Origin of the sequence: Petrimonas sulfuriphila (assembly GCA_038561985.1) — a bacterium.
GTDB classification, from domain to species: Bacteria; Bacteroidota; Bacteroidia; order Bacteroidales; family Dysgonomonadaceae; genus Petrimonas; species Petrimonas sulfuriphila.
Map to the genome: position 1 here is coordinate 1,604,065 of CP073276.1, position 21,209 is coordinate 1,625,273.

A 21,209-nucleotide genomic window follows, 5' to 3' on the forward strand; every position below is an offset into this window, starting at 1 on the left:
TTATGAGTGAAAAGACGAGATACTCTGATGAGGAATTGGAAGAATTCCGGGCCATCATTAATGAAAAACTTGAGGTAGCCAGGCAGGAGTACGAAAACTACCGGGCAGCGGTCACCAATGCGGATGGTAACGATACGGTGGATACGTCACCTACTTACAAGGTGTTGGAAGAGGGCGCTTCAACGTTATCGAAAGAGGAGGCCGGACGGTTGGCTCAACGTCAGATGAAGTTCATTCAAAACTTACAGGCAGCATTAATACGTATAGAAAACAAAACCTACGGTGTGTGTCGTGAGACCGGTAAACTAATCCCTAAAGAACGTCTTCGTGCAGTGCCCCACGCAACATTAAGCATCGAAGCTAAACAAGGAAAAAGAAAATAACCGTTAGCTAATGATTTCAATGACAACACGAATGATCGCTGGACAGGAAAGAAGTATTTCTCTCCCCGGTGTAATTACGTACAAATGGCTACCCGAATGAACAGCTCCACAAAAAAAGGACTTATTGCCGTTTCAGTCATCTTCTTGGTTTTACTCGTCGACCAAGTTAGTAAAATCTGGGTGAAAACCCACATGGCTCTCTACGATATGATTCATATAACCGATTGGTTTAAAATATATTTCGTGGAAAACAACGGTATGGCATTCGGTATAGAAGCCATAGGCAAATTGTTTCTTTCCCTTTTCAGAATAATAGCCGTAGGAGCAATTTTTGTTTATTTACTCCGGATTGTTCGAGAAAATTACAAGATTGGCTTTATTGCCTGCATCGCACTGGTGTTGGCCGGCGCATCGGGAAACATTATCGACAGCGTTTTCTACGGAGTATTCTTCCAGGCAAGTTACCCGGGACATGTTGCCTCTGTAGTGCCTTTTGGTGAAGGATATGCTTCCCTGCTCCACGGGAAAGTGGTGGATATGTTTTATTTCCCACTTATTGAGGGGACATATCCCGATTGGTTTCCGGTGATGGGCGGCAAAGACTTCTTGTTTTTTCGCTTTATCTTTAACGTTGCCGACTCAGCCATATCCGTAGGCGTTGTATTGTTGTTGGTTTTTTATCGAAAAACACTTTCCTATTCACTTCTCTCGAAAAAAGATAAAGAGAAGTTTGATCGTGAAAGGCAGGAACAATTGGAAAAAAAAGCTGTTTGTGAATCGTAAAGTTGCTGCATATCTCCTGACTTCGGTAATTCTGAGCATTTTGTTCTCTTTTTGCAACAGGCCGAAAGAAGTGCTGAACAGGAAAGATATGGAAAAACTGATGTACGATATTTACGTTGCCGAAGCAATGATTGAAAATGATTATCAGGGCTTCGACACACCGGAAAAAAAGGAGGCGCTTATCCGCGATGTTTTCAGGAAACACCAAACAACGCAGGCGCAGTGGGATACCTCCCTTTCCTGGTATTCAGACAGAATAGATATCTACCTGAAAATGAACGATTCCGTTAAGGCGCGCCTGCAACGCCGCCAGAGAGCGAGCGAACAGGTCATGAATCGTCAGCTCCAACAAGAGCAATCACTTACCGCCCGTTCTTATTCGCCTTCCTACATTCCTGAAAACTACTCTTTTGATGAAACAAATCCGAAAAACGGTTTCCGTTTCCGGATGGACACAACTGACATTGCTCAAAAGATAAATAGCAGCGGTTTCGATTTCGGTTTCGACGTTATCGGTATCCCCGCTCGTTCGAAACCAGATTTGCGGGCAGTATTGATGCTCGAATACAACGATACGGTTATTTATCACTCCGAGTTCATTGTTGAGAACAGGAGCTACTTGTTGCACGGACAAAAGTATATCCCCGGTGATACAATTAGGGGAATAACTGGGTTTGTAAGGTTGCAAGACACCATCGGTATGTTTAGAAATATTCGGCTGAATAATATCTTTTTGGGACATCCAAACGATTCTGTCCAACCCGCCCAACGCAACGTGTCGGCACCTCAGGAGAGAATACTCATGGATGAGGAAACGGGGACGCAGTAATCCCGAATTCCTACACGATCTAATATTAAATTTTTTACTACATTTGCAGAAAATTACAGCACAGAATCCAACATTTAATGATTAACAAATAAATTTTTCGAAAGATGAAGAAGAAGAGAGTTTACACCTTTGGCAACGGACAGGCCGAGGGTCGTGCAGATATGAAGAATCTGCTTGGAGGGAAAGGCGCTAATCTTGCCGAAATGAACCTGATCGGTGTGCCCGTCCCCCCGGGATTTACCATTACCACCGAAGTGTGTACCGAATACAACCAGCTTGGCAAAGATTATGTGGTAGATGTGTTGAAGCCCGAGGTTGAAAAAGCAATTAAAAACATCGAAAAGCTGATGGGAGCTAAGTTCGGTGACAGGGAAAATCCTTGTTTGGTTTCTGTGCGCTCCGGCGCCCGGGTTTCAATGCCTGGCATGATGGACACGGTCCTGAATCTTGGATTAAATGACGATGCCGTGGAAGGAATAGCCAAAAAATCGGGGAACGAACGTTTTGCGTGGGATTCTTATCGTCGTTTTGTGCAGATGTATGGCGACGTGGTGTTGGGAATGAAGCCACAAAGCAAAGAGGATATCGATCCGTTCGAAGAAATAATGGAAGAGATGAAACAAGCCAAAGGAGTGGAGCTCGACAACGAACTGACTGTCGATGACCTGAAAGATTTGGTAAAACGTTTCAAATCTGCCGTGAAAAAACGTACAGGAAATGATTTTCCCGAAAGTGCATGGGAGCAGCTTTGGGGAGCCGTCTGCGCTGTTTTTGACAGTTGGATGAACGAACGCGCCATCCTTTATCGGAAAATGAATAATTTCCCGGAAGAGTGGGGAACCGCTGTTAATGTGCAGGCCATGGTTTACGGAAATATGGGTAAGACATCCGGAACAGGAGTGGCTTTCACCCGCGATGCTGCAACCGGTGAAGATATTTTTAACGGTGAGTACCTGATAGACGCACAAGGAGAAGATGTGGTGGCAGGTGTGCGCACACCGCAGGAAATAACACTCGAAGGTTCACGCCGTTGGGCAAAACTGCAAGGGGTATCGGAAGAAGAACGTGCCGCTAAGTACCCTTCACTCGAAGAGGCATTGCCCGAATGTGCCAAAGAACTGATTGAAACGCAGCAGAAACTTGAAGACTACTTCAAAGACATGCAGGACCTCGAGTTTACCATACAAGACGGTAAGCTGTGGTTGTTGCAGACCCGCAGCGGTAAACGTACCGGGGCTGCCATGATCAAAATAGCCATCGATATGCTTCATCAGGGTTATATCGATGAAAAAACGGCACTGAAACGCTGCGATCCCGAAAAATTAGACGAGTTGCTACACCCTGTTTTCGATAAAAAAGCATTGGCAGCGGCCAAACCGGTAACCAACGGGCTCCCCGCATCGCCAGGGGCTGCCGCAGGACAAGTTGTCTTCCATGCCGACGAAGCTGAAGAATGGGCTAAAGAAGGAAAAAAAGTGATCCTCTGCCGCATCGAAACGTCGCCCGAAGACTTGCGCGGTATGGCCACAGCACAGGGGATTTTAACCGCCCGCGGAGGAATGACTTCTCACGCTGCCGTTGTGGCACGCGGTATGGGGAAATGTTGCGTGTCGGCAGCAAACGGTGTGGTTATCAACTACAAGGAAAGGAAAATGACCATTAACGGGAAAGTGTTTAATGAAGGGGATTGGATTTCGTTAAACGGTACTACTGGAAATGTTTACGAAGGAAAAATACAGACGCAGGATGCTGAGTTGGGTCCCGATTTTCTCGAACTGATGAAGATTGCAGACAAGTATACCCGTATGAACGTAAGGACCAATGCCGACACACCTCGGGATGCGAAAGTAGCACGTAATTTCGGGGCTACCGGAATCGGTTTGTGCCGCACCGAACACATGTTCTTCGAAGAAGACAAGATTATTCCCATGCGTGAAATGATTCTGGCCAAAAATGAAGAGGGCCGTCGTAAAGCGCTGGAAAAACTGCTCCCCCTGCAGAAAAAAGATTTCAAAGGAATTTTTGAAGCTATGGACGGATATCCCGTGACTGTCCGTTTGTTGGATCCTCCTTTGCACGAATTTGTTCCCCACGATGAAAAAGGGCAAATGGAAATGGCGAGGGTAATGGATATTTCTTACAGCGATATACACGAACGTGTGGAAAGCCTGATGGAATCGAATCCTATGCTTGGGCTGCGCGGTTGCCGCCTTGGAAACTTGTATCCCGAAATCACGGAAATGCAAACCCGGGCTATCATTGAAGCTGCGCTTGAACTGAAAAGGGAAGGCATCAAGGCCATTCCGGAAATCATGGTTCCGCTGACAGGTATCGTGTATGAGTTCCAGGCACAGAAAGAGATTATTGAAAAAACTATCCAACAGGTATTCAGCGAAAACAGTGATTCCATCGAATACAAGATTGGGACAATGATCGAGATCCCCCGTGCTGCACTCACCGCTCACAAGATCGCCAAGGAAGCCGACTTCTTCTCGTTTGGCACGAACGACCTGACACAGATGACTTTCGGCTATAGCCGTGATGATGTGGCTAAATTCCTGCCGTTATATATTGATAAAGGGATCCTGAAACAAGACCCGTTTGCTGTTCTCGATCAAAACGGGGTAGGACAACTGGTAAGCATGGCCGTACAGAATGGCCGTGCAGTGAAACCCTCACTTAAATGCGGTATTTGTGGTGAGCACGGGGGTGAACCTTCATCGGTGAAGTTCTGTCACCGTGTAGGGCTCAACTATGTCTCCTGTTCTCCGTTCCGGGTGCCTATCGCACGTTTGGCAGCAGCCCAGGCCGCGATTGAGTAAAATCTCCGGTAAGATAAATTTTGTAAAGACGCGATAAGTCGCGTCTTTACTTTTTAATGCTTGCCCACCAAATTCAGTCCGATAACCGACAAAACCAGTGTGCAAAGAAAAAAAATCCGCCAGAAGGCCGTGGATTCTCCCAGGAAAAGAATTCCTGCCAATACCGTAAACACTGCACCTATTCCACCCCACACGGCGTAACCTGTTCCAACGGCAACGGCATTTTCACCGCTAATGGCTTTGAAAAGTAGAAACATACTGATGGAGACGCTAATCAGAAAGGACAAAAACCACATAACGGCCGTTTTGCCTGTACTTGCCGACATCCTTTCAAGACTGAAAGCAAAAACGGCCTCAAACAATCCGCCAACAATAAGAAAAATCCAATTCATCATAGTTGTAAAATGTAAAGGGTGCAAATATACACCTTTTATGTTTTTTCTGGATAAAGCCTTGCTCTATTTAGCAATAAATACTAATTTTGGACAACTATTCAACCCGTTAGACAAACACTCCCCATTTAAATGAAAGTATTGTTGTTCGTTTTTTCTTGTTTGGCTTTGTCCGTTTCCTGTCAAAAAAAAATGGAGTATTACAAAAGTAGTGATTTTAAATCCGTGAAAAAGGTAGATGCACATCTCCACATCAATACGGACGATGGACGGTACCTGGAATTTGCCACACTGCAAAACTTCAGCATACTTTCTCCAAACGTTGATGCCGGAACACCTGTCGAAAAACAGCTAAGTATTGCAGCCGTACACCGGCAAAATTATCCTGGAAACTTTGCTTTTCTGGGGACATTCACCGTAGATAGTTTTGGTACTTCCGGTTTTGTCCGGAGCGTGATCGGACAGATTGACCGTGCCATTGAGCAGGACGCTTCCGGAGTTAAAATATGGAAGAACATCGGGATGAGCCTGAAAGACAGCAACGGCAGGTATGTCATGGCGGATGATCCGATCTTTGACCCCATATTTCAATACCTGACAGACAAGAAGATTCCTTTGATGGCTCACCTCGGCGAACCGCGCAACTGCTGGCTCCCGCTAGAACAGATGACCGATTCCGGCGATTACCGTTATTTCAAGAATCACCCTGAGTATCATATGTTGTTACACCCCGAAGCTCCCTCATATGAAGATCAGATCAACGCCCGCGATAATGTACTGAAGAAGTTTCCGGGCCTCACTTTTGTGGCGTCTCATATCGCCAGCTTGGAGTGGAACCTGGATGAAGTTGCCGAAAGGCTTGATCGCTATCCGTCGATGAGCATCGATTTATCGGCACGAATGGGGCACGTTCAGCGTCAATCGGTTGCCGACTATGAAAAAGTACGCGATTTTTTTATCCGGTACCAGGATCGGATTTTATACGGCATTGATATAACGATTAGCGAAGGCGGTGACCGTTTCGATACTGTTTCGTCGGAAATGCTCCGGAGATGGGAATCAGATTGGGCTTACCTGGCAACGGATTCCATACAGGTTATAGAGAACATTAGTGGCGATATCCGAGGGCTTCACTTGCCCAAAACCGTAATCGATAAGGTATATTATGAAAATGTGAACCGGTATTTCAGTGCTTTTGAGAAATAAGCCGGATAACAGCTGTCGGCCGGCCCGTGAGTAAGTAATCCCGCACGGAGGGTGTTACTTTGCCTTGCAGATTTCCTGAGACAGCCGTCGACAGATGATTTTGTATCTTTTAATAATTGATTTGTTGCCCGATAATTTTATTATAATTACTTTTACATTCAACTTTTCAAAAAACCTGTAAAAAATGAAATTTTCTGCAAAAATACTATTATCGCTTGTCGTTTTTACGTTGATGGCGAATAGTGCTGCTTCTCAAAATAACATTGTCGATGAGATCGTTTGGGTGGTGGGCGATGAAGCCATACTTAAATCCGAGGTGGAGGAATACCGGAAGGACATTCAGATGCAGAACCAGCGTATCGAGGGCGATCCATATTGTTTCATCCCTGAGCAGATGGCTATAAACAAGTTGTTTCTCGACCAGGCAAAGCTCGACAGTATCGAGGTGAATGAGGCCAACGTGAACCGTATGCTGGAATATTACATGAACGAGTACATTTCATCAACGGGATCGGCAGAAAAGCTCCAAGAGTATTTTGGTAAGAGCCTGAGGAAAATCCGCGAAGACCTTCGGACCCAGTTACGCGAGCAACAGCTGATACAGGGTGTGCAGCAAAAACACTTTGAGAATGTATCGCTGACCCCTTCTGAAATCCGGAAGTTTTACAACACGATTCCGCAGGACAGCTTGCCGTTTATCCCTACCACCATGGAAGTACAGATAATCACCGTTGAACCCGAAGTGCCTTTGAAAGAGATAGACGCAGTGAAGAACAGGCTGCGTGAATATACCGAGCAGATCAACTCGGGAAAAAGCTCTTTTTCCACACTGGCCTTGTTGCACTCCGAAGACCCGGGGACGGCACTCAAGGGAGGGGAAATGGATTTCCAGACAAGGGCGCAACTTGTTCCCGAGTTTTCGAATGTAGCATTTGCTCTCAACGATCCGACAAAAGTTTCGAATATAGTTGAAACGGAATATGGATATCACATCATACAACTTATCGAACGAAGAGGGGATATGGGTAAATTCCGCCACATTTTGCTGAAGCCGAAAATTCCACAGGAACAATTGGACACTGCTCTTGTCCGGCTCGACTCCATCCGAAACGGAATTGTCAATAAAAAAATCACGTTTGACGAAGCTGCTACTTTCTTTTCGGCGGATAAAGATACTCGGAACAACAAGGGAATTATGGTCAACAACCGGTCCAATTCACAAAACACGGGAACTCCCCGTTTCCAGTTGAGTGAGCTTAATCAGGACATTGCCAAGGTGGTAGGGGAAATGAAAGTAGGGGAAATGTCTAAACCCTTTGTTATGGTTACCGATAAGGGCAAGCAAGTAGCAGCCGTGGTGAAAGTCACCAACCGGAACGACGGGCACAAAGCCAACATCAACAACGACTACCAAATCATTAAGCAAATGGCTGAAAATGACCGTCGCCAGGAACTGATGGACGACTGGTTGCAGAAGAAAATAGAAACCATCTACGTTAGAATTGATCCCAACTGGAAAGGGTGTGATTTTAAGTATAAAGGCTGGCTGAAGTAATAGGCTTAATTCGTCGTGGCGGTGAAATATTCAACGCAACAATCGAACAACGTTTTTCGGATGAAAAAGCAAACGTGCCCCAATATTACCATCAAAAGCATACTCTTCGCGGGTGTGCTTTTTGTGCTTATGTTACCCGCCCGTCCGCAACAACCGCCACCAACCAACCCAAACGTGAAGATTGTCGAACTGAAGCAAGCCGATTTGCTTTATAAACGGGAAAGTTCCGAAGCTCAAATCTTGAAGGATAACGTGGTCTTGTATCACGAAGGTGCTTTTATGTATTGCGACAGCGCCTACCTGTTCGAAAAAACGAACACGTTCGAAGCTTTCAGCAATGTCCGGATGGAACAGGGCGATACCATTTTCGTGTACGGTGATTACCTGCATTACGACGGGAATACCCGCCTGGCACGCCTTCGGGACAATATCCGTATGGAAGACCGTCAGGTTACGCTCTTTACAGATAGCCTGAACTACGACCGTGAGGCAAACCTGGGGTATTACTTTGACGGGGGAATGCTGGTGGACGAAAAGAATGAGCTTACCTCCTTTTGGGGACAGTATGATCCGGTAAGCAAGGACGCCCTGTTCAGCGACAGCGTAAAACTGGTCAATGAGGACTATACTATATTCGCCGATACACTGAAATACAACACGGAGAGCAAGGTCGCTGATATCCTGGGTCCTTCAACCATTGTCTCAGACAGCGGGTTTATCAAAACATCACACGGGTGGTACAACACCGGGACTGACGACGCACGGTTGTTTGACCGATCAGAAATTTACAGCAGTGACAGCACAAAGATGCTTGTGGGAGACACCATTTTCTATAACCGGCAAACCGGTCTGGGGGAGGTCTTCGGTAATATGTACCTCGAGGATTTTGAGCAGAAAGCCATCTTGCGTGGAAACTACGGAACGTATAACGAGAAAACCGAGTATGGAATGGCAACCGACTCGGCTTATGCTGTTGATTATTCACAGAGCGACAGCCTTTTTCTTCATGGAGACACGCTGAAAATGTTTACCGACTCCATTTACAAGGAGATCAAGGCGTATTACAACGTCCGGTTTTATAGGGAAGATATTCAGGGGGTTTGTGATTCCATGAACTACGTTCAAAAAGATTCCGCGTTGTACCTCCTCGGCAATCCGGTCATTTGGAATAAAAGCAATCAGATTCTCGGCAACCGTATCGATATTTATCTGAACGACAGTACTATTGATAAAGCACACGTGAGGGATTATGCCCTTGCCATCCAGGACAGAGAAATGACGGGACAATATAACCAGATAAGCGGAAGGGATTTGAAAGCCTTTTTTGCAGAAGGGGAACTCAGGCACGTTTTGGTGGAGGGGAATGCCGAATCGCTTTATTACCTGGTGGAAGAAGATAGTGCGCACACCGTTATAGGATTGAACAAAACCGAAAGCGCCTACCTGTCCATGGACTTCCTGGACGATGAGTTGCAGAAACTAAAACTATGGTCATCCACTAAGGCTGTAACTACCCCGTTGAGCCAACTGAAACAGGAGGAATCGAAATTAAAAGGGTTTATGTGGCTCGACTACCTGAGGCCGCTCCACAAAATGGATATCTTCCGGCGCAACGAACGTCAGGGCCCCGATAGCGAAGTGCAGGCCCCGAGAAGATTCTCACGGGACGATGCTGTTGAATAGATGACTTTTGTTTTTTAGTATTCTTTTTTTAATTTTGTGTAACGATAAAATTGACAGCTATGGGAATGTTCTTTTTTTACAACAATAAAAAACCTCGAAAATTTAATTACACACCCATACTTTACGATCCGGACAAGGAGGAACGAAAAGAACAGATGGAAAAAAGAATCCGGAGGATCCGGGAAGAGGTAGCCCGAGAAGAGGGTAAAACAGTCGAAACACCGCGGGAGGCTGTCAACACTGACTTTGGTGAAGCGTTCCTCTCCCAGACTAAGTATTTGAAACGCAGAAAAGAAAAAGAAAAAGAGGGAAGCAAGCCTTTTTTTACCAGCAACCTTACTGTCGTCTTGCTGATTATTGCGTTGCTTGTAATCTTCTATTTTGTGTTCCTGCGCTAAACGCTACAACAAAAACATGACGGATATAATTCATCTGTTACCGGACTCCATAGCCAATCAGATCGCAGCCGGTGAGGTTATTCAACGGCCTGCATCTGTAGTGAAAGAACTGATGGAAAACTCGCTCGATGCCAACGCCAAACATATCCACATCATTATTAAAGATGCCGGGAGAACACTCGTTCAGGTCATTGATGATGGCAAAGGTATGAGTATGACCGATGCACGGATGGCATTTGAACGTCACGCCACATCAAAGATTAAAACCTCCGAAGATCTCTTTGCCTTGTACACCCGGGGTTTTCGTGGTGAAGCACTCGCATCCGTAGCGGCTATCGCGCACGTAGAACTTAAAACCCGGCGTGCGGAGGATGAAATGGGGACATGGTTGAAGATTGCCGGATCGAAGGTAGAAAGCCAGGAAACCATCTTTTGCGCTGTGGGAACTACAATCTCTGTAAAAAACATATTCTTTAATGTGCCGGCCCGTCGCAAGTTCCTGAAATCGAACGAGACCGAACGACGGAATATCTTCACGGAAATTGAACGTATTGCCCTTGTGAACCCGGACATTGAGTTTACGGTTATCGAGAACGATGTGCAGACGATGCACCTCCCTCCGGCAAACCTGCGCCAACGCATCGTGCAGATGCAGGGAAAGGGCATCAATCAGCAGCTTATAGAAATAAACGAAGAAACCACCCTGGCTAAAATTCACGGATATGTTTCAACGCCGCAGTTCGCCAGAAAGGGGAGAGCTAACCAGTTTTTCTTCGTCAATAACCGCTACATCCGTCATCCTTTTTTTCACAAAGCGGTCATGACCGCATACGAACCGTTGATTTCGGCTACCGAGAATCCCAATTATTTCATTTATTTCGAAGTGGAGCCGGATACGATAGATGTGAATATCCATCCCACGAAAACCGAAGTGAAATTTGAGAACGAGCGTGCCTTATGGCAAATCCTGATGGTAACGGTAAAGGAATCACTCGGAAAATTCAATGCTATCCCCAGCATAGATTTTGATACGGCAGATGCACCCGACATTCCTATTTTTGACCCGTCGAAGTCTACTTCGATGCCAAAAGTGAATATCAATCCTGATTACAACCCTTTTCAACCTTCATACGGAGAGAGTACCCGGATTTCGAAACCCAGGCTCGACTGGGAACAGATGTACCGGGGATTTGAAAATGAAGGAAAGCCAATGTCCGGTTCACCCGATGCGGACGCAACCCTTTTTCAGTCCAACGAATCGTTAGTTTCACCCAAACATTACCAGTACAAGGAGAAATATATCCTTACGTCGGTAAAATCGGGGTTGATGATTATTGACCAGCATCGCTCACATGTTCGTATTCTTTTTGAAAAGTACCTTTCCCAGATAACCAACAGAAAGGGTATTTCTCAGCGGGTGCTGTTTCCCGAAAGAATCGAACTGACCTCTTCCGAAGCTTCTTCTCTTTCAGAAATTCAGGAAGATATGGAGGCACTGGGCTTTGAAATGAGTGACTTGGGAAATAATTCTTTTGCCATTCAAGGTATTCCGTCGGAATTACAAAACGTTGATGCTGTGGCATTGGTGCGTTCCATGATCGATAAAAACATGGAGACCGGCAGCAACATCCAGGAGCAGATGCATGAAAAACTGGCGTTGTCGATGGCAAATTTCACGGCTATTCCCGCAGGAAAATCACTTACGGAAGAAGAAATGCTGCGGATGGTCGATCAGCTGTTCGCCTGCCAGTCACCCAATCACACACCCGACGGAAAATCAATAATAACCGTCATTTCTGATGACGAGATGGAAAATAAACTGAAATAATTTAAATTCTTTGACTTATGGAATACGCATTTTGTGGAACGAGCGGCTTGCAGTTGCCCCGGATTTCGCTCGGATTGTGGCACAACTTCGGTTATACCGACGATTTTGAAGAAGCGCGAAACATGATTGTCCACGCCTTTGATCAGGGAGTGACCCATTTTGATATTGCCAACAATTACGGTCCACCTCCGGGTTCGGCCGAATCCAATTTTGGAAAGATACTGAAAGAAAACCTGGCCTCGCACCGCGATGAAATGATCATTTCGTCCAAAGCCGGATATCTGATGTGGAACGGCCCCTACGGTAACGGATCCTCCAGGAAATACCTGATGGCGAGCCTGAACCAGAGTTTAAAACGTACGGGATTGGAATATTTTGATATCTTCTATTCCCACCGGTACGATTCAACTACGCCCATAGAGGAGACCATGCAGGCGCTGATCGACATAGTGAAACAGGGGAAAGCCTTATACGTGGGCTTGTCGAACTATCCGGCTGACAAAGCCCGTGAAGCCATGATCTATTTGAACGCTCAGCATGTCCCGAGCCTGATTTATCAAGGTAAATACAGCATGTTCAACCGGCAGCCCGAGGAAGAGATCCTGCCAGTTACCAGTGAGTTCGGTTCCGGATTTATCGCCTTTTCTCCATTGGCTCAAGGAGTTCTAACCGATAAATACCTGAACGGTATTCCCGATCAAAGCCGTGCTGCCGACCCTACAGGGTTTCTGAGAAAGGAGCAGGTTACGGAAGAGTTAGTCGCCAAAGTGAGAAAATTGAACGAGATCGCTCGTGACCGCGGACAGACTATGGCTGAAATGGCGGTTGCCTGGACGTTGCGCGACGAGCGTGTGACCTCGGTGATCGTAGGAACGCGGAACGTAAAACAGTTGCAGGACAATCTGGGATCGTTGAACAATCTTCGTTTCATATCGGAAGAATTAGCATTGATCGACAATATTTTAGGCGGAGCAACGTTATAACTTAAACGTTGTTCCTGAATTGAAATGAGAAGATCTGCACCTGTTCTTTTTATCACCCTTCTGCTTTCGGTTGTTTCCTGTGTAGATGAAGCATCCCGGTTTACGGTTCCCTATTCCCGGGTGTTTTTCCGGATCGATGTCAACGGGTTGGATTCCGATTTGACGTTTTTTGGCCACAAGACATTTGTTCAGGGAAGAACCGTTGGAGAACAAACCGGGTATGGAGGGTTACTGGTTTTCAGAACAGCTGAAGGATCGATCTTCGCCTACGATCTTAGTTGTCCCCATGAAGATAACCGTGAGGTCAAGGTGCAGCCTGCCGACAACGGCAAGGCCGTCTGTCCCAAATGCGGCAGTGTGTTTGTTACAATGTACGGGTTAGGTTCGGTTGAGTCGGGGCCGTCCGCCGAACCGTTACAACGTTACACGGTGAGAAAGGATTTCGGGCGTGAAGGAGTTTTTGTGATCACAAATTGATCCTGTGGGTGCAAATTTTTGGCGGATTCTCTTGTATTAATCAAGAAACATTTCTACATTTGCAGTCGCTTTTAAAAATTGACAATTCATTGCGGAAATAGCTCAGTTTGTAGAGCATAACCTTGCCCCGGAAGGAAAAGATACCCCTAACCTTGGCAAGGAGCCGGTGAAGAGTTGCCGGAGTTTTTTTAACAGAGAATAAATAATTGCGGAAATAGCTCAGTTGGTAGAGCATAACCTTGCCCCGGAAGGAAAAGATACCCCTAACCTTGGCAAGGAGCCGGTGAAGAGTTGCCGGAGTTTTTTTAACAGAGAATAAATAATTGCGGAAATAGCTCAGTTGGTAGAGCATAACCTTGCCAAGGTTAGGGTCGCGAGTTCGAGTCTCGTTTTCCGCTCAAGGTCTGCTCGGATGGTGGAATGGTAGACACGCAAGACTTAAAATCTTGTGACCATTACGGTTGTGCGGGTTCAAGTCCCGCTCCGAGTACTCCAAAGGGCTGTAAATCTGTTGATTTGCAGCCCTTTGTATTTCTTAGGGGCGCCAAAGGGGCGCCCAAATCAAAATAACAAAAACTTTAAGCATCTTTAACGGTCAGATAATAATTTAAAGAATAAATTCCTGATATTTTCCATTTTATCGTTATTTTTGCCGATAATGCTTTTCCGGAATAATTTATGGAATCAACTTTTCTCCGCCTTCAGCAAATCGTAAACCAATACACCTCGTATCGGTTAAAAAAAGCCATCAATCTTTTTGGTCTAAAATCGGAGTATTGGAATAAAGAAACCTTGCATACCCACATCGAGGAAGAAATTTACAATTCATCCCTTGAACTTATCGAACTTCACGAAAAACATCCTATCCTGCATATCATCACCAATTTCTCCGATTTGAAAAACGTGTTATGGGAAAGCACGTTTATCGAATCGCTTTCTCCCGATGAAAGAAAAAAGTATGGGAATTCCGAACAATTATCGTTGAGTTTTGAACAGTTGAAAAACGACAACACCATTTACGATGAACAAATTCCATACTTCTCCGGTATCCTTTCATCCATTTATTTAACCAAATACATCGCCTACCTGCAATCGCAATTGCCCCAAGAACAACCTGCACAAGTTTTGTCCGCATTGGAAACGAAATCCACTTTTGAAGCCGGGTTTACACTTCCTCAAATAAAATTATTGACTCAATGCGTGAACGAAGCCCGTATATTTACCGAAAGCATTACAACCGAAACATTTGAAAATATTTTATCCTGCACACTTGCCCGGCCACTAAAATCACGCAACAACCGATTGTTGGTATATTTCTTCTCCGCTTTGGACGACCGCAGCCTGATAAACCGCAATTGGCAAGCAGTTATCGATAAAAACCGCCTGTTTCTTTCCTCCGGAAAAAACAATCCACTTACCCAGACAGATTTATCTTCCGCCAAAACCGAATTAAAAGATTCCTCGCCGAAAGGTTCGGAAATCATCGACAAGTACCTCAAAGAACTGAAAAATCATTGAGAATAGGTTGATAACTCAACCATTGTCAATTACACCCCTGCTTTTCATCCTCTACTTTTGCCCTTGTAATTACAAAAACAAGGGTATGCAGACCCATTTGTATTCATTATTAAAAATAAAAACAAATGGAAAATTCAACATCAATTTTGGAACAACGCGTCCAACAATTAGAAAACAGCCTGTATCAGGCAAAGAAGATTCTCAGTTTCGAAGAAGCGTGCGCGTTTCTCAACTTTTCGAAAAGCTATCTCTACAAACTCACATCGGCGTGTGCCATTCCGCATTACAAACCAAGCGGGAAGATGGTCTATTTTGAACGGGAAGAACTGGAGAACTGGCTCAGGCAAAATCCGGTAAAAACCCGGGAGCAAATCGAAATGGAAGCCAACGCGTATATTTTGAAGAATAGCAAGAGACGATGAAAAGGGATAATGCTCAATACAAGGATCTTCAATCCAACAAGCAATCCAAAAACGAGCGCATCGAAACCTTTCTTCGCAGCGAGTTCGATTTTCGTTTCAATACCGTCAAATCCCGGACAGAGTATAAGGGGAAGGGCTCCGAGAAGCCCTTTTCCGTACTCACCAAGTTCGACATCAACTCCATCCGGCGCATATTGGACAGTAAAGGCGGCATCTATACCTCGCCCGACAACATCCGTAACATCCTGGAGAGCAATTTTGCACCGAAAGTAAATCCCATAAAAGAATACTTCCAAAACCTGCCCGCTTACTCATCCAACGACGACACGTTACCCATTACGGAGCTGGCGAAATGCGTAACGGTTAAAAACACCAACAATTGGAACGGATACCTGCTGAAATGGCTGGTGGCAGTTGTGGCCAATGCAATGGACGATACAGGATGTAAAAACCATACTTGTTTGGTGCTGACCGGCAGGCAGGGAGAGTATAAAACCACTTTTCTGGATATGCTTTGTCCCGAGAGTCTTCAGAATTATCTTTTCACCGGTAAAATCGATCCGCAGAACAAGGACGTCCAAACCCTGATGGCAGAATACCTGCTCATCAACATCGACGACCAGCTCCGGGCATTGAACAAGCGCGACGAGAACGAACTGAAAAATCTCATCACGGTAAATTTTGTCAAGTACCGCCGTCCGTATGATATCTACATCGAAGAATATCCGCATCGGGCGAGCTTTATGGCATCGGTAAACGGGAACGATTTTCTGACCGATCCTACCGGAAGCCGCCGTTTTCTTCCTTTTGAAGCGTTACACATCGATATCGACAGGATGAAGGACATCGATATGGATGAAGTGTACGGCCAGGCTTTTCGGCTGTACAAATCGGGATTCCGGTATTGGTTCGACAAGAATGAGACGGAAGAACTCAACTACTTCAACAACGAGTTTCAGATGCAGACGGTGGAATACGAAATGCTGATAAAGGGATATGAAGAACCGGATGAGAGTGACACCGAAGATTGTTTTCACACCACCACCGATATTGTCAACTACCTGCAACCCTTTTGTACGACCCGCCTTGTCGTAAAACAGATGGGCGAAGCCCTGCGTAAAAGTTCGTTCAAAAGGGAATCGAGACGCGTAAACGGCAGACCCGTTTGGGGTTACTTGCTGAAACAGGTAATCCCCGTGCCGTTTTAACTTTCAGTATTTTGCCTTACTACCTTACTACAACCTAAAAAAATAAAGAATAATACAGTGAAAGAAAAAGAGTTGTACTGTCGTAACATCTTTTTCGGACAAGTTACGACCCACTTACGACATTACTACACGGGCGCACGATGTAGTAGGACAAATCAAAAACTGTCGTAGGATGAAAATAGAAAATAACGATACTTTTTTCTTTCACTGTCAATGAATTAAACAGATGTAGTATGTAGTAAGAGAAAAAAACAAACCACCAAAATTTATAAACTTCTAAAACAGCAACCAACAATGAAAACCTCAATAGAAAACCTCAAACAAAACTCCATTAAACGGTATTTAGCCGAAAACGGCATCTACCCCGCGAGAGAATATGCCACTTATGCGCTGTACAAAAGTCCGTTCCGCAACGATCGAAAACCCAGCTTCAAAGTCGATTACAAAGACAACCTTTGGCGCGACTTCGGAAGCGAAGAAGGCGGAAGCATTATCGACTTGATAATGAAAATGAAACAATGCTCCTTTATTCAAGCCGTAAGACACTTGGAAGAAAAAGCCGACTTTCCTGTAATCGTCAAGCCCGCTTTTTCTTCCCCGGCGGAATCGGCCGGACGGATGAAATTGCTTCGCGTGGAGCAATCCCTTCCGCCCCACCTCGAAAGATATATCCGTGAACGAGGCATCCCCGCCCACTTAACGGCAGAATACCTAACAGCCGTTTATTACGATGTAAACGGCAGAGAGTATTCTGCATTGGGATTTAAAAACGACAAAGGCGGGTTTGAACTTCGGAATCCCGACTTCCAAGGATGTTATCCCCCCAAAACGATAACCACCTTTGACCACAACTCAACTACCTGTAATCTGTTCGAAGGTTTTACCGACTTTTTAAGCTACCTGACTTTGTATCCGATGAAAGAAAAAAGTCTTTTACCGGAATCGGCAGTGGTGTTGAACTCCACAAGTAACCTTGAAAAAGCTCTTCCGTTTCTTTCAAAACACGCCCAAATTTACGCTTACCTCGATAACGATGAAGGGGGAAAATCGGCAATGCAGAAACTTAAAAAAATGGGGTTTCCGGTAACCGACTGTTCCAACCTCTATGCAAACGATAACGATTTAAACGACTTTTTGCAGCGGATGATCCGACAAAAACCGGTTAAAAATATCGCAAAATCAAGACGAATGAAATTCTAATTACAGACCATAGCACATCCGAAAACCGGACAAATTGAGATGAAAACAAGGTTAAATTCGTTGAATGAACAACGAAGCACGGATCTCGAAAAATGTAACTAAGCAAGGTTAAATTCGTTGAATGAACAACGAAGCACGGATCTCGAAAAATGTAACTAAGCAAGTTTGTGTTTCGGGCAGCCCGAAACCTTGTTTTTCATCCCGTTGGTCTCCATTTTCACCCATAAACAAGCATAGAAATGACATTAAAAATACCCGCAAATAAAGGCGGTCGTCCCGCCAAAAGTTTAGCCGAAAAACGCAAGTATCGGCTATCGTTAAAACTCAACACGAACGAATATTTTCAACTCAAAAGCAAGGCAAAAATTGCCTGCAAAAATCGGTGCGATTTTCTTCGCGAATTGATTCTATCGAGAGATGTGAAGCAACGATTTTCGTCGGAACAAATCGCCATTCTCCGCAAAATCGGCGGAATGGCAAACAACCTGAACCAACTCGTAAAATTGGCACACGTGCAAGGCGTTTGGTTTGTGGAAACAACGGCGAAAATGCTGATGAGCGAATTGGACGAACTCTTAAAACGCATCCGATTATGACGGCAAAAATCGTAAAAGGAACGAGTTTTTCGGGTGCAGTCGGCTATATGATGAGCAAGAAGGAAAAAGCCGAAATACTGAAAGCCGAAGGCGTCCGAATGGAACCGAAGGAACTCACGGTGAAAAGTTTCGAGATGCAAGCATCGATGCACCCAAACGTGAAGAAACCGGTTTGGCATATCTCGCTCAACTTTTCGGAACAGGATAAGCATAAATTGACCAACGAAAAAATGGTGGAAATAGCCGAAGCCTATCTGCAAAAAATGAACATCAAAAATACGCAGTATCTGATTGTCCGGCATCACGACCGCCAACATCCGCATATCCATCTCTGCATCAACCGCATTGATAACGACGGCAAGCTGATATCGGACAAGAACGAAAAATACCGCAGTACCGGCGTCTGCAAAGAACTGACCAAAGCACACGGTTTATACTTCGCCCCGGGAAAAGAAAACGTAAACCGCGAACGGCTGATCGGAAACGATAAAATCAAGTACGAGATTTACGATGCGTTGCAACGAGCCATTCCCAAAAGCAAAACGTGGGAGGAATTGGAAAAGCAATTGAAAAACGACGGCATCACATTTCAATTTAAAACCGCCGGAAGTACCGACAAAATCCAGGGAATTATCTTCGAAAAAGACGGTTTAAGGATGAGTGGTTCAAAAGTGGACAGGGAATGCAGTTTTTCGAAAATCGACCGGGAAATCAAAGATAACGCCCTTGAAACGATACAGGAATCCGAACGACAATTGGATAATTTGCTGTATAATCAACTATCGCTAACCAACGAAGTAATCGGAGTCATTGACTCGCTTTTCTCATTTCTTGGGGATTCCCTGGGATCGTTTCTCGAACCGAGCAGCCCGCATTACGACGCTACGCTTGCTGACTATATCCTGGCGCTGAAAGCGAGAAAACGACAGGTGCAAAGTCGTATAAAAATCAGCAGAATAAGATAAAAAAATATTTACAAAAACAATAAAAACTAACTCTAAAATCCACAATTTATGACTACAACTAACAACGAAAACATCCTGATGATGTTTGAAGAAATCAACCAAAAGTTGGACAGAACTAACCAACAAATCGAGAAAATCGGACAAAAACAGCCGGAAGAAACAGATAACGAGCAAATATCGGAACTTAAATCGACAATGGAAAGGGTTTACGAAAGCCAATCTGAGAAACTACACGCCATTGAAAACGCCATCCGTACCGAAAAACGTAAAATCGAATTTACACCTACATCCACTTTCGGAATGGCTTTTTTCTTTTCAATGATGTTTATGCTTTTGGCTATGACTGTTTGGAATAATTCGCTAAGAAATCAGAATGCCACGCTTTCGGACAACGATTTGAAATTCCGCTACATCCAAATGATAGGCCACGCCACTGATGAAGAGTTATCCGCCATAGATACTGTTTTTTATTTCAATAGAAACAGCAAGGGAATTAAAACGTTACGCAAACAGGTGGAAACGTTTGAGAAAAATGTGGAAGAGCGGGCGAAGATAATGGAGCGTGAGGAAAGGTTAAAAAGAGAAAAAGAGAAAATTGAAAGTCAACTGAAATACAAGAAATAAAGCTTAAATCGAAGTTAATATGTTAATTATTGCTGTTATTGGCGATTTTTTTAGTATTTGATGCAACATTTTACGAAAAAATTCATCTATTTATTACAGACAACATTTTTATCAACTATATTTGAACAAATTTAAAAGCTGTTCATTTATGAAAACAAAAATCTTATTTCTATTTTTAATCGGCATCTTGTTTGGTTGTAATTCTGATAATATGGATATAAATCTCGCCACAGATGCACCCAATCAAATTCTGATGCTAAAGGTAGATTACACAACGAACACTTTTGAAGGTGGAACCATATTCGGTTTCTCAAAACCAACGGATAATTTTACTATTATAAACGAATACGTAGAACCGAGTGATTTTGGCAATGTTAAACTTATTTACAAAGAATTGAATGAGACTCTATTTGCTGGTACTATTCATTGGATGGGATTAGGCAAAATGACGTTTCCCGAAAAACTTGAACCTGCCAATTCTTTTGAACACGTTAAAACTTACGACCTACGTTATCCAAACGGTTTTGAAGTCGTATTTAATCCGGATAACAGGGAATTGGATTATGGTAAAGCGTGGCAGTCCATTCAGGGTTTGGTAAAAGTGAGAGAGTTTTTAGCCGCTAATCCCGATCAAAAGGCGAAACTGTTTCTGTACACGCCAAGCGTTGGTGCAGGCAATCCAAAAGACTGGTATTGGGTAATTTATTTGAAGAAGTAAATTGCAAAAATTAGTTTCATCCCACTTGCCACAATTTCCGGATAATGTTTTTTGATGTATTCGCGAACAGTTCTCAAAGATTTTGAAAAGCTGTTGTGAACCGTTTGTGTTGTCGTGTTCAGTTCGCCGGCAGTTTCTTTGGCAGGAATATTTTCCAAACGCATCCAAAAGGCATCTTGGTTTAATGTGGAACTGTTTTTCAACGCATCGCGAACAATTTGCAACAACTCTTCTTTTTCGATGTTTTCGTGCGAGGTTAGAGAAGAAACGATATTAGCATCTTCTGCCGGAATAGTTTCGGGAACAGCGATGCGATACATATCGTAAATACGAAAACGCAAGTGTTGTAACATATATACTTTTACACAACCGGTTTTATTCGTACGCAAAATACGCGGGTTTTCCCAAAAAGCAAGCCAGAAATTCTGAACAATATCTTTTGCCACTTCTTTATTATGCACCTTTGATACAACAAAACACAGAACGGTATGACTATACCTTTCATAGAATTGAGAAAAAGCCTTTCTGTCTTTATTCTCAATTGCCTTCAATAATATTTCATCAGAGGTTTGCAATCTGAAACAAAAATAGTAATTTTATCCGTTCTAAACGTTCCGTC

21 protein-coding genes and 2 tRNA genes are annotated in these 21,209 nt (G+C 44.2%); 21 read left to right on the forward strand and 2 right to left on the reverse strand.

What is annotated here, in order from left to right; genetic code table 11:
• Nucleotides 1–2 precede the first annotated feature (2 nt).
• From KCV26_06600 to KCV26_06615, 4 genes are all read left to right on the forward strand, one after another.
• Nucleotides 3–383, forward strand: a complete 381-nt coding sequence (locus KCV26_06600) for a TraR/DksA C4-type zinc finger protein (GenBank protein ID WZX38037.1) — start codon at nt 3–5, stop codon at nt 381–383.
• 96 nt (nt 384–479) lie between these two features.
• Nucleotides 480–1,166, forward strand: a complete 687-nt coding sequence (locus tag KCV26_06605; GenBank protein ID WZX38038.1) for a lipoprotein signal peptidase — start codon at nt 480–482, stop codon at nt 1,164–1,166.
• Nucleotides 1,156–1,995, forward strand: coding sequence for a DUF4296 domain-containing protein (locus tag KCV26_06610; GenBank protein WZX38039.1), 840 nt, complete (start codon nt 1,156–1,158; stop codon nt 1,993–1,995). The genes KCV26_06605 and KCV26_06610 overlap by 11 nt, the downstream gene beginning before the upstream one ends.
• 104 nt (nt 1,996–2,099) lie before the next feature.
• Nucleotides 2,100–4,817, forward strand: a complete 2,718-nt coding sequence (locus tag KCV26_06615; GenBank protein WZX38040.1) for a pyruvate, phosphate dikinase — start codon at nt 2,100–2,102, stop codon at nt 4,815–4,817.
• 53 nt (nt 4,818–4,870) lie between these two features.
• Here the strand turns inward: KCV26_06615 and KCV26_06620 are convergent, their stop codons facing one another.
• On the reverse strand, nt 4,871–5,209 hold the full coding sequence (locus tag KCV26_06620) for a QacE family quaternary ammonium compound efflux SMR transporter (protein WZX38340.1): 339 nt from the start codon (nt 5,207–5,209) through the stop codon (nt 4,871–4,873).
• 192 nt (nt 5,210–5,401) lie between these two features.
• Between KCV26_06620 and KCV26_06625 the strand changes: the two genes are divergently transcribed.
• The 17 genes from KCV26_06625 (at nt 5,402) to KCV26_06705 (ending at nt 20,590) form a co-directional block, all read left to right on the forward strand.
• Complete coding sequence (locus KCV26_06625) at nt 5,402–6,415, forward strand: amidohydrolase family protein (GenBank protein ID WZX38041.1); 1,014 nt, start codon at nt 5,402–5,404, stop codon at nt 6,413–6,415.
• A gap of 184 nt (nt 6,416–6,599) precedes the next feature.
• Nucleotides 6,600–7,970: a peptidylprolyl isomerase gene (locus KCV26_06630; protein ID WZX38042.1), complete on the forward strand. Its 1,371-nt coding sequence runs from the start codon at nt 6,600–6,602 to the stop codon at nt 7,968–7,970.
• Between the two features lie 60 nt (nt 7,971–8,030).
• Nucleotides 8,031–9,653 carry a hypothetical protein gene (locus KCV26_06635; GenBank protein WZX38043.1) on the forward strand — a complete coding sequence of 541 codons (1,623 nt, stop codon included), beginning with the start codon at nt 8,031–8,033 and terminating at the stop codon, nt 9,651–9,653.
• A gap of 59 nt (nt 9,654–9,712) precedes the next feature.
• The gene (locus KCV26_06640) at nt 9,713–10,051 is read left to right on the forward strand and encodes a hypothetical protein (GenBank protein ID WZX38044.1); all 339 of its coding nucleotides are present in this window, start codon (nt 9,713–9,715) and stop codon (nt 10,049–10,051) included.
• A gap of 16 nt (nt 10,052–10,067) precedes the next feature.
• Nucleotides 10,068–11,879 carry a DNA mismatch repair endonuclease MutL gene (mutL, locus tag KCV26_06645; GenBank protein ID WZX38045.1) on the forward strand — a complete coding sequence of 604 codons (1,812 nt, stop codon included), beginning with the start codon at nt 10,068–10,070 and terminating at the stop codon, nt 11,877–11,879.
• A 17-nt stretch (nt 11,880–11,896) separates the two neighbouring features.
• On the forward strand, nt 11,897–12,862 hold the full coding sequence (locus tag KCV26_06650; GenBank protein ID WZX38046.1) for an aldo/keto reductase: 966 nt from the start codon (nt 11,897–11,899) through the stop codon (nt 12,860–12,862).
• A gap of 24 nt (nt 12,863–12,886) precedes the next feature.
• Nucleotides 12,887–13,339: a Rieske 2Fe-2S domain-containing protein gene (locus KCV26_06655; protein ID WZX38047.1), complete on the forward strand. Its 453-nt coding sequence runs from the start codon at nt 12,887–12,889 to the stop codon at nt 13,337–13,339.
• A 325-nt stretch (nt 13,340–13,664) separates the two neighbouring features.
• Nucleotides 13,665–13,737: transfer RNA gene (locus tag KCV26_06660), tRNA-Gly, on the forward strand.
• Nucleotides 13,738–13,745: 8 nt separating this feature from the next.
• Nucleotides 13,746–13,829 (forward strand) — tRNA-Leu (locus KCV26_06665).
• 188 nt (nt 13,830–14,017) lie between these two features.
• The gene (locus KCV26_06670; protein ID WZX38048.1) at nt 14,018–14,857 is read left to right on the forward strand and encodes a hypothetical protein; all 840 of its coding nucleotides are present in this window, start codon (nt 14,018–14,020) and stop codon (nt 14,855–14,857) included.
• A 125-nt stretch (nt 14,858–14,982) separates the two neighbouring features.
• Nucleotides 14,983–15,279 carry a helix-turn-helix domain-containing protein gene (locus KCV26_06675; GenBank protein ID WZX38049.1) on the forward strand — a complete coding sequence of 99 codons (297 nt, stop codon included), beginning with the start codon at nt 14,983–14,985 and terminating at the stop codon, nt 15,277–15,279.
• On the forward strand, nt 15,276–16,487 hold the full coding sequence (locus tag KCV26_06680; protein ID WZX38050.1) for a virulence protein: 1,212 nt from the start codon (nt 15,276–15,278) through the stop codon (nt 16,485–16,487). The genes KCV26_06675 and KCV26_06680 overlap by 4 nt, the downstream gene beginning before the upstream one ends.
• Before the next feature lie 294 nt (nt 16,488–16,781).
• A complete protein-coding gene (locus KCV26_06685) occupies nt 16,782–17,687 on the forward strand; it encodes a toprim domain-containing protein (GenBank protein WZX38051.1) in 906 nt (301 codons plus the stop codon).
• A 239-nt stretch (nt 17,688–17,926) separates the two neighbouring features.
• On the forward strand, nt 17,927–18,283 hold the full coding sequence (gene mobC / locus KCV26_06690; GenBank protein ID WZX38052.1) for a plasmid mobilization relaxosome protein MobC: 357 nt from the start codon (nt 17,927–17,929) through the stop codon (nt 18,281–18,283).
• Nucleotides 18,280–19,248 carry a relaxase/mobilization nuclease domain-containing protein gene (locus tag KCV26_06695; GenBank protein ID WZX38053.1) on the forward strand — a complete coding sequence of 323 codons (969 nt, stop codon included), beginning with the start codon at nt 18,280–18,282 and terminating at the stop codon, nt 19,246–19,248. Before mobC ends, KCV26_06695 begins: the two co-directional genes overlap by 4 nt.
• A 48-nt stretch (nt 19,249–19,296) precedes the next feature.
• A complete protein-coding gene (locus tag KCV26_06700; GenBank protein WZX38054.1) occupies nt 19,297–19,872 on the forward strand; it encodes a hypothetical protein in 576 nt (191 codons plus the stop codon).
• Between the two features lie 148 nt (nt 19,873–20,020).
• Nucleotides 20,021–20,590: a hypothetical protein gene (locus tag KCV26_06705; GenBank protein WZX38055.1), complete on the forward strand. Its 570-nt coding sequence runs from the start codon at nt 20,021–20,023 to the stop codon at nt 20,588–20,590.
• Here the strand turns inward: KCV26_06705 and KCV26_06710 are convergent.
• Nucleotides 20,575–21,141 (reverse strand): sigma-70 family RNA polymerase sigma factor, encoded by a 567-nt coding sequence (locus KCV26_06710; protein ID WZX38056.1) that lies wholly within the window; start codon nt 21,139–21,141, stop codon nt 20,575–20,577. The two genes, KCV26_06705 and KCV26_06710, sit on opposite strands and share 16 nt — an antisense overlap.
• Nucleotides 21,142–21,209: the final 68 nt, after the last annotated feature.

Bases quoted from the DNA above. Each gene is read 5' to 3' on its own strand.
- KCV26_06600 (WZX38037.1), top strand. From the start codon at position 3: ATGAGTGAAAAGACGAGATACTCTGATGAGGAATTGGAAGAATTCCGG.
- KCV26_06605 (WZX38038.1), top strand. From the start codon at position 480: ATGAACAGCTCCACAAAAAAAGGACTTATTGCCGTTTCAGTCATCTTC.
- KCV26_06615 (WZX38040.1), top strand. From the start codon at position 2,100: ATGAAGAAGAAGAGAGTTTACACCTTTGGCAACGGACAGGCCGAGGGT.
- KCV26_06620 (WZX38340.1), bottom strand. From the start codon at position 5,209: ATGAATTGGATTTTTCTTATTGTTGGCGGATTGTTTGAGGCCGTTTTT.
- KCV26_06625 (WZX38041.1), top strand. From the start codon at position 5,402: ATGGAGTATTACAAAAGTAGTGATTTTAAATCCGTGAAAAAGGTAGAT.
- KCV26_06630 (WZX38042.1), top strand. From the start codon at position 6,600: ATGAAATTTTCTGCAAAAATACTATTATCGCTTGTCGTTTTTACGTTG.
- KCV26_06635 (WZX38043.1), top strand. From the start codon at position 8,031: ATGAAAAAGCAAACGTGCCCCAATATTACCATCAAAAGCATACTCTTC.
- KCV26_06640 (WZX38044.1), top strand. From the start codon at position 9,713: ATGGGAATGTTCTTTTTTTACAACAATAAAAAACCTCGAAAATTTAAT.
- mutL (WZX38045.1), top strand. From the start codon at position 10,068: ATGACGGATATAATTCATCTGTTACCGGACTCCATAGCCAATCAGATC.
- KCV26_06650 (WZX38046.1), top strand. From the start codon at position 11,897: ATGGAATACGCATTTTGTGGAACGAGCGGCTTGCAGTTGCCCCGGATT.
- KCV26_06655 (WZX38047.1), top strand. From the start codon at position 12,887: ATGAGAAGATCTGCACCTGTTCTTTTTATCACCCTTCTGCTTTCGGTT.
- KCV26_06670 (WZX38048.1), top strand. From the start codon at position 14,018: ATGGAATCAACTTTTCTCCGCCTTCAGCAAATCGTAAACCAATACACC.
- KCV26_06675 (WZX38049.1), top strand. From the start codon at position 14,983: ATGGAAAATTCAACATCAATTTTGGAACAACGCGTCCAACAATTAGAA.
- KCV26_06680 (WZX38050.1), top strand. From the start codon at position 15,276: ATGAAAAGGGATAATGCTCAATACAAGGATCTTCAATCCAACAAGCAA.
- KCV26_06685 (WZX38051.1), top strand. From the start codon at position 16,782: ATGAAAACCTCAATAGAAAACCTCAAACAAAACTCCATTAAACGGTAT.
- mobC (WZX38052.1), top strand. From the start codon at position 17,927: ATGACATTAAAAATACCCGCAAATAAAGGCGGTCGTCCCGCCAAAAGT.
- KCV26_06695 (WZX38053.1), top strand. From the start codon at position 18,280: ATGACGGCAAAAATCGTAAAAGGAACGAGTTTTTCGGGTGCAGTCGGC.
- KCV26_06700 (WZX38054.1), top strand. From the start codon at position 19,297: ATGACTACAACTAACAACGAAAACATCCTGATGATGTTTGAAGAAATC.
- KCV26_06705 (WZX38055.1), top strand. From the start codon at position 20,021: ATGAAAACAAAAATCTTATTTCTATTTTTAATCGGCATCTTGTTTGGT.